The 7,061-nt window shown below is 57.0% G+C and carries 4 protein-coding genes; 1 reads left to right on the top strand and 3 read right to left on the bottom strand.

All coding sequences use genetic code 11. The annotated features are described in order from the left end of the window. Positions 1-255 precede the first annotated feature (255 nt). Both FQ755_RS33390 and FQ755_RS33385 read right to left on the bottom strand, forming a co-directional pair. Entirely contained in the window at positions 256-1,485 is a 1,230-nt protein-coding gene (locus FQ755_RS33390) for a metallophosphoesterase family protein (protein WP_144161520.1), read from the bottom strand. 421 nt (positions 1,486-1,906) lie between these two features. Then, positions 1,907-2,755 (bottom strand): hypothetical protein, encoded by an 849-nt coding sequence (locus FQ755_RS33385; protein WP_144161517.1) that lies wholly within the window; start codon positions 2,753-2,755, stop codon positions 1,907-1,909. 819 nt (positions 2,756-3,574) lie between these two features. Between FQ755_RS33385 and FQ755_RS33380 the strand changes: the two genes are divergently transcribed. Then, positions 3,575-3,868 carry a hypothetical protein gene (locus FQ755_RS33380; RefSeq protein ID WP_144161514.1) on the top strand — a complete coding sequence of 98 codons (294 nt, stop codon included), beginning with the start codon at positions 3,575-3,577 and terminating at the stop codon, positions 3,866-3,868. A gap of 809 nt (positions 3,869-4,677) precedes the next feature. Here FQ755_RS33380 and FQ755_RS33375 read toward each other — a convergent pair. Continuing rightward, positions 4,678-5,502 (bottom strand): DUF5677 domain-containing protein, encoded by an 825-nt coding sequence (locus FQ755_RS33375; protein ID WP_144161511.1) that lies wholly within the window; start codon positions 5,500-5,502, stop codon positions 4,678-4,680. Positions 5,503-7,061: the final 1,559 nt, after the last annotated feature.

The following is a 7,061-nucleotide window of genomic DNA, read 5'->3' as shown; positions in this document are numbered from 1 at the left end:
AATTGCTGCCTTGGAATGTGGCTGACAAACTAAAACCCCTCACCCCACCCACACTCTCAACCGGGTAGATCTGGATAGATTTGGATGGATCGTGCCCACGATCTCCCTTGATCTACACGGACTCCGACACGCCATCACCATCATGCCTCACTCGCGCGCGCGTGAGGACACGGCCCAGCCGAGCCGCTTACGGTGCTGCCGCCGTGACGTATCACGAACAGTCGATTCATGGTGAGAGCCCTCCCGAAGGGCGAACTAGACTTTGACTGTCGAGACTTTGCGCGTAACCAGGTTGATCACGAAGTTGTCCAGCGTTTGGGGCGTCGCCGTTCTGGTCTCTTCATAGGGAGCGGACAGATAGGTTCCCGTTATTTGCTCTTTCGTGACCTCGATCCGCAGGAAGCCGAAGTTGTCATGATCGTACTGATCGAGCGTCAATGTGCCGGACAACGGCAATGGAGCCACGGGATAACGTCCATCGATCTTCTGCAGTTTGCCGAGTTTGGAATAGCCGCCGGCCCCCGCGACAACACAGGTGATATCCGAATCATTGCTTTTAACGGTAAAGCGCTGGTAATTGTGAACGTGACCGGACAGAATCAGGTGCGGATAGCGCTTCTTGGCCTCGAAGCTTTGAAATAGCAGCTTCTCTGCCTCCGCGCTACCGCTATGCTCGGAATCGCCAGAATATGGGGGATGATGAATGGCAACGATCAGCGCCTTGTTTTCATCTGCGGCCGCCAGTTCGCCCTTGAACCAGTCGAGTTGATCCTGATGAACTTCCGCCTGCGTTTCACTGACGTTGGTGAAGAGTCCGATGATTGTGACCAAAGGCGTCGTGAACGTCCAGTAGACGTTGGGCAAGTCCATCTGCGTGCGTGACGACGTCGTCTTCAATGAACCCAATTGCGCGGGGTTCGTCGACATAAAGTTCTGCACCCAGCCGTCGAGTGGCTTCTTGTCGGGATCCACCTGACCGTCCTGCGGGTCGTCCGGCTGGCAATCGTGGTTTCCAGCGATCGCGACAATCAGGCCCGGGTATTCAGCGTACGTCTCGTAGAAATTCTCGCCGTAGCCGCCTATATCGCCTGCGAAATAAACCACATCGCCCAGATGATAGAAGAACGCCGGCACCGCGCCTGCCGCACTGTTTTCGTAATCCTCCGTCATCATGGCCGCGACGAAATCCATTTGCTTGCCGCGCTCGTCGCCGGTGTCACCCACCGTGTGAAAAGCGATCTTGCCCGAAGCTGCAATCCGCGCGACCTCATCGGCGTGAAGCAATTGCGCGAGGTCGAAACGGTATGGAGGTGAACCGTTTGGCGTGGGCAGTGGCTGAAACGGGAAGTGAGGATCGACCCACTGCGCCGACTGCACCGCCAATGGTGAGCCCGCTGCGTGCGAAGTGAAGGTCGCCGGAGCGGGAGTGGAGGCGGATTGACGATTACCCGCACCGCGGCCGGAAACCAGAACATGTCCGCTCATAGCCCCTCCCAATTTGGCCCGGTCGTGTGTATCAAGATGACAGGGCTCAATGTCGCTTTTACGACAGCAATCGCTGGTACTTTCCCTACCCCGCGAGTCGAGGCTCAGGCATTACGTCGCCAGCGATCCAGCGGCGTGCAATTTGAGTCTCGGCAAGCGAGTGGTTTCTCCGTCCCAACCGGGGTGATCTATAGCTTTCTGAAGAGCCACCAACATAAGCAGGCCGGCCCTTGTGGATCGTTCACAGAAGTTCGGTTCATTGCGCAAATTGCTAAAGGCAGGCGACTCGCCGCGACGAGCGAGCCCAGCGACCTGTGCGGATCGACCCGAGTCTGGGAAGAATCGGTGCATGGGTCGGAGAAGATCGGCCGCCGCCCGCCCAACCTCGCCTTTGCACTCGCATTTTTGAACAGGTGGTTCCTCATGGAGAGCCGCTCCTGTTTGGGAGCGGACCGGTACTCTTTTGCCGATTTCGAATCATCCAACCATGAACTTTGAGAATTTTCTCAAAAGTCGAATTAGGGGACCTGATTGCCGCTCCAGTCTCGATATCCTCCAAGCTGCATGCGTACCATAGAAACAGGAACGCAAAGCCGACAAGTAGAATGGCAAGACATTCCGTTGCGAGCAATGTGTGGAAATCTGGAATTTGTCCCCAACCACGTGCGAACCAGGCAAATGGTATCAACACACCCGCCGCGACGATAAAAGATTTTGCCATCATGTAGCAGACGGTCCTGGTCACGCTCAATACCCATTTAGGTGCTGCGGCGCAACCGAACGCCCCGCTCAACAGGTATGCAATGATTTGCGGCGCGACTAACGCCGCTGCGACCCCGACAAACAGATTGAATTCATCTGGTAAGTCAAACACCTTAGCGGACAGCCAAAGAATCGATTTTCCGATTGACCCTGTCGCTACGCCCTTTCCGTCAACCCAGCCCTCCCCAGATGCAGCGCATTTTAGAAGAATCGTCAACACGAGCGATAGCGAGAAGAAGTACCAGAGGACATACACGGCGACGGAATGCTTCGGGACCACTTGCCTGATGGCGAAGCACAGCAGGAAGCCGGTCGTATACAGGAGAGCTAGCACCAGCAGCATCGTCTTTAAGGTGGATTGCCCCTGAATGCTCCGCCCGGCGTATCCCGCAGCGAAAGCCAAAATTAAGAGAATCGAAGGCCATCCTGTGCGTAGGATATTCCTTAACCTGCTTACACTACCTGCTTCTTTGCCAATTAAATCGCGAATATCCCGACTGCTTTTCATTAGTCACACTCCTCTCGGGCTAACGCAGCCCTCCATAACGATTTTGTCGAGCAAGCTTCCTAATCGAGTTGACGGCCGCTCCACGCGGAACTTTAGCCAATTGCCTTCATGCGTCTGGGTGAGCTCTGTGAATCAGCCGCGCGCTGGAAGGACGTCCGTCAAAGACTTGCCATTACCCACATTTTGGACGAGTTCGAAAGCGAGTTGAATATCGATGAGAGGGGCAGCGAGCAACAGGTGGGACAGTGGTAACATTTTTGAATGATCGAGTTTCCCACACTAGACGGGCTTTCTCCATAGACTGAATTTTCAGCAGATGCGGCGCTTGACGGGTGCTGCCCCCCCAACCTCCGCGACAACATCCCGGGCCATGTTTGGGTAGGGACCGCCGGGCGAGCCAAACGCCTGCGCTTCTATGGAGCAGCGGCTGGAGGGTCGCCGATCATCTTTCTTGAAGGCGATATCTTCCGTCGGAGGGATGATGGCGAACCACATTGGACCGTTGGCGAGGGATACCACGGGATCGCGTCATGGCATATGCAAGCGGAGGCAGAGCAGTTTGCACTTGCGATCGGACGAACCTTCTTGAACGTGGCTCTGCCAGGTACGTACGGCTCTTCGGGCAATCACCATGAGAGGCGACGTCAACGAGAGGTTGCACTCGTAGATTGAGCTCTAGATCGGCTGAAGAACGCTTTCGGATGGCAGAGCATTACTCTTGCTGGGCTGTCCGGCGGAGGCCATCTCGTCGCCGCTCTGATGGCACGCCACGGGGACATAGATTGCGCTGTCATTGCTTCTGGAAACGTAGCTGCCCGGATGCGCAATCAAGAACGTGGCTTACGCGCAGATGTAACGGGCTATTCAGATTTCGTTGACCCGATCGACCTTGTCTCGGACGTCGCTCAGCATCCTCCGAACAAGGTCATCGTGCTGACCGACCCGAAAGGAAAAACCGTTTCAGCGCTCGTGCAGGCCGCTTATATTCAAGCTCTGCGTCATGTTGGGGTGGCGGTCGAGCACCGATTTCTGCCACCTACCGACGCACCCCATCACGTCCTTCGACAGGCAGCCATTCTCGCGGCCGCAACCTATTCCGCGCAAGGCATGTGAGGCTAAGATTTACCTTGTCATATCCCAGTGCAAGAGCGCGTCGTTGTCCTCGGCGGCGTTCGCCAACAGCGAGCTTGTGGAACAGCCAGAGAAGGTAACAGCAGGGATCAATCGCTTCTCCCGCTCGACGGCCTTTCTGGAAACGCGGGCGCGAGTCGCGTGTGTTACCTCGGCGGCACGCCAATGATTACTTTGAATCGAGGGCTGCGTTGCCGAACCTAGCGAGTTCGGACATTGCCCACGCCACATACTGCTCGACTTCCGACTTCAGCTTGTCCAGCTGCACAGCATCATTGGGTGATTTCATGTTACTCAGGATCAATCCGAACGCGTCACCGAAATGCGCCGCGTTCTCAAGCACGGCACGGCGATTTAGCTTTACGCCGCCTGGAAGCGGAGGCACCCTTCGACTAGGCCGCGTCCGAACTGAATGGCAACGCGGATGGCATCTGTGTTGAATTGACCGCCAATAGCAGCACGCGGCTTGTTCATCTGCTGTCTCACAGGGAAAAGTGCCCGGCTCGCTAGTATAGGGAAACACAGCTTCGTGTGTGGACAATTGCGCGCGCTCGGCTGAAAGGGAAACCCGCGCGCAGGGCTCGCGCTTGTCTGGGTGTGCCGGTACTGCCCCTCGGCTTTCCTTATGCTAGACGGCATGCCATCGGGGGCCCTGCGCTCACGTATGGCACCGTTTCGAGAGAGACCGCCCCAAGGCCCGCAGCCGAGTCAACCTGCTGCCGCAAATGGCCCCGACGTGAGAGCGGGTGTCGGTGAACCAAGGGCATTCTCCGGTGTGAAGATTTCACGGGCTAGTTGCCGTTCTCCGTTGCGGCTCTTGCTTCGAGGTCGTGCCGGATGATATGCCAGTGCAGCTTCAGATCGCTCAATTCGGCAGCATCCTCCTCGCGGCCCATGTGGCCAACCGCGAGGTCAATGAGTTCGGTGACCGCAACGCATGCGCACAGCAGCGTAGATGCCATGCCTGCAACGTCCGGTCCGAAAAAGAACGCATCGGGCTCCCCGTCGTTGCCCTGCTTCATGTGGCGGACAAATGCGCCCAGCGTCGCATGTGCTCCGTCGCCCGACGTGTACCTGTACGCGACCTCATAGAACATTGCCAATCCGGTAGCGAGGGCGAGCGTTCGGTAATTCACCGAGCGGCGATTCGGGAACCGGGCTTCCAGCTCGGCCTTCTTCTCTAAGGCCTGCGCAATGAATGCGGGATCGGCATCGGGCCTCTGCGCATTGAATTCCAGAAGTCGGTTGATTACTCCGAGATCATGGTTCGCGTCATCCTCACGCAATATTTCCAGTGTCCCGGGCACGATGGCGAGTCCCTTTGCGACGATGACTGTCTCCGCGCACAGACGCGCCAGTGCGCGTGCATCCGCCATCGCTCCACGTTCTATCATCAGGACGCAACCTTCGAACGCGCTCATGGCCCGCGCAAACGCGGCGATAGCCCACTGTATTTCCTCCGGGATTCTCTCAAGAGGGATGGACTTCATAACCCGCAGCGCGATCGCGTTGGCGCGATATGCGTAGGCAAACGCATCTGCGTAAGCTTCGTGCGCAGCGCGCTTCCATTGCTCCAGCTCCTCGGACAGGAACCCGACCTCATCAAAACTCGGCATAAAGCATCCACTGGGTAGTCAGAGTTGTGGGTGACAGGTAGCCGCCCATCACTCTACTGGAGGTGGATTGCCTGTCGCGTCTCGCGCGATCTTCAAGAGTCCCCGGGGCGATCACGACGTCGCATCGTGCCTCACGTCTATCGCTCCATTCTTGAGCATCGTAACCGGCATGTGCGCGGCGATCTTCGCCCATTCGTCGAGAAGTGCGGCAGAATTCGGGGGTATCTCGAACAACACGCTCAGGGCTGCTATCAATACTGTAGCCGGATCGCTCCATCAGCTTGAGGCACTTCCAACGCGAACCCTCCGATATGCAGTCATGGGACCGTGGCCTTAACCCGTGTCCACCGTCCGCCCGGATCTTGCGTCAGGCTGCTCGCGCCCATCACTCCGCTTTGCTGGCTCATGTGCGGTCAACGGGTAAGTCTTGTCGGGATAGCCGGCGGCGGCATAATCAGTATAGGGCCGCCGTGCCCGATGAGATGGTACGTGACCTGACACAGAAGCACCTGCACGCTATGCATCCGGTCGAGTTGAAACTGGTAGGCCGCAGCGTCAGGCTTCGCCAGGTCTGCGAGCCTATGGTCAACGAGCGAGTTTCGAACTGTGCCTAACCGGAGCAACCGAGGTCGTCCCACCTGCCGCCGGCAGCGAACCTCCGGGGGCGGCCATCGCGTGACGGTCGCAACCTTTTTTTCCTCGACGGTCGTGCGACTGTTTGGCGCCATAACCGGACACGTGCGCGGAACGTCAATAGTTGTCGCCCCACTGCATAGCGGGCTTCTGAAAATGTTGTCTTCGGATCATTCGTCCAATGGCCGAAAGTTGGCGCGGTAGGGTTTTTGATCCAAATTGAGCCTCGCGGCGCACCAGTGCGCCGCGAGGCTGAAGCTATCAAGAGATTAAAAACCTGGAAACAACTGCTCTTAATTTTTAATCAAAAATACCCCGGTTATAGAGGAAAATCGCGCATTCGTGGCCCAAATTCCAAATGGTATTTGTAGCTGCGTTCTTTCAATCTTGCAAACGTCTCCTGCTCACCGCTCAAGGTAACGACTACGATCGGAATTGCAGGTGGTCGATCTGCCACGCTCTCAATGTTAAGCGGTGGAAAATCCCGATGTCTATCGCCGCGCATCCGCCTAACATAAAAGGACTGGTGAGGTAAAGTTGCGAAGCATGCCGATGCCGCGTAGGTCAAGAACGCTGATCCAATATGGATTCTATCCTGACCATAGTTCGGCATGGCGACTCCGGCGTATGCGCCACGCAAATCGGATACGATGTCAGACCATGCATCTACTGGCTTGGGCCGGGGCAAGACTAGGCGGCCTGCGGTTTCTTTCACGCCGACATCCAAGACCGCTTCCACAAAGCCTATTGGTTTCTTGAGAAAGGGGGTCAGCGTTGAACTCGGCCAACCTACTTGATAAGGGTAAGCGGCTCACGTGGGCCGTTCGTCCACGCGCGTGCACGTGAGGCATGATGGTGATCCGGACTTGGACTGTCAGGTAGCGGGTGTCGGCGGACTGGCTGGCGTGTGCAGCTTGTCGGCCACG

It is taken from the genome of Paraburkholderia sp. BCC1885, assembly GCF_900996235.1.
GTDB lineage: Bacteria > Pseudomonadota > Gammaproteobacteria > Burkholderiales > Burkholderiaceae > Paraburkholderia.
The sequence above is the reverse complement of the archived record's forward strand: the minus strand, read 5'-3'. Positions and strand labels throughout refer to the sequence as shown.

Bases quoted from the DNA above. Each gene is read 5' to 3' on its own strand.
- FQ755_RS33375 (WP_144161511.1), bottom strand. From the start codon at position 5,502: ATGCCGAGTTTTGATGAGGTCGGGTTCCTGTCCGAGGAGCTGGAGCAA.
- FQ755_RS33390 (WP_144161520.1), bottom strand. From the start codon at position 1,485: ATGAGCGGACATGTTCTGGTTTCCGGCCGCGGTGCGGGTAATCGTCAA.
- FQ755_RS33380 (WP_144161514.1), top strand. From the start codon at position 3,575: ATGCGCAATCAAGAACGTGGCTTACGCGCAGATGTAACGGGCTATTCA.
- FQ755_RS33385 (WP_144161517.1), bottom strand. From the start codon at position 2,755: ATGAAAAGCAGTCGGGATATTCGCGATTTAATTGGCAAAGAAGCAGGT.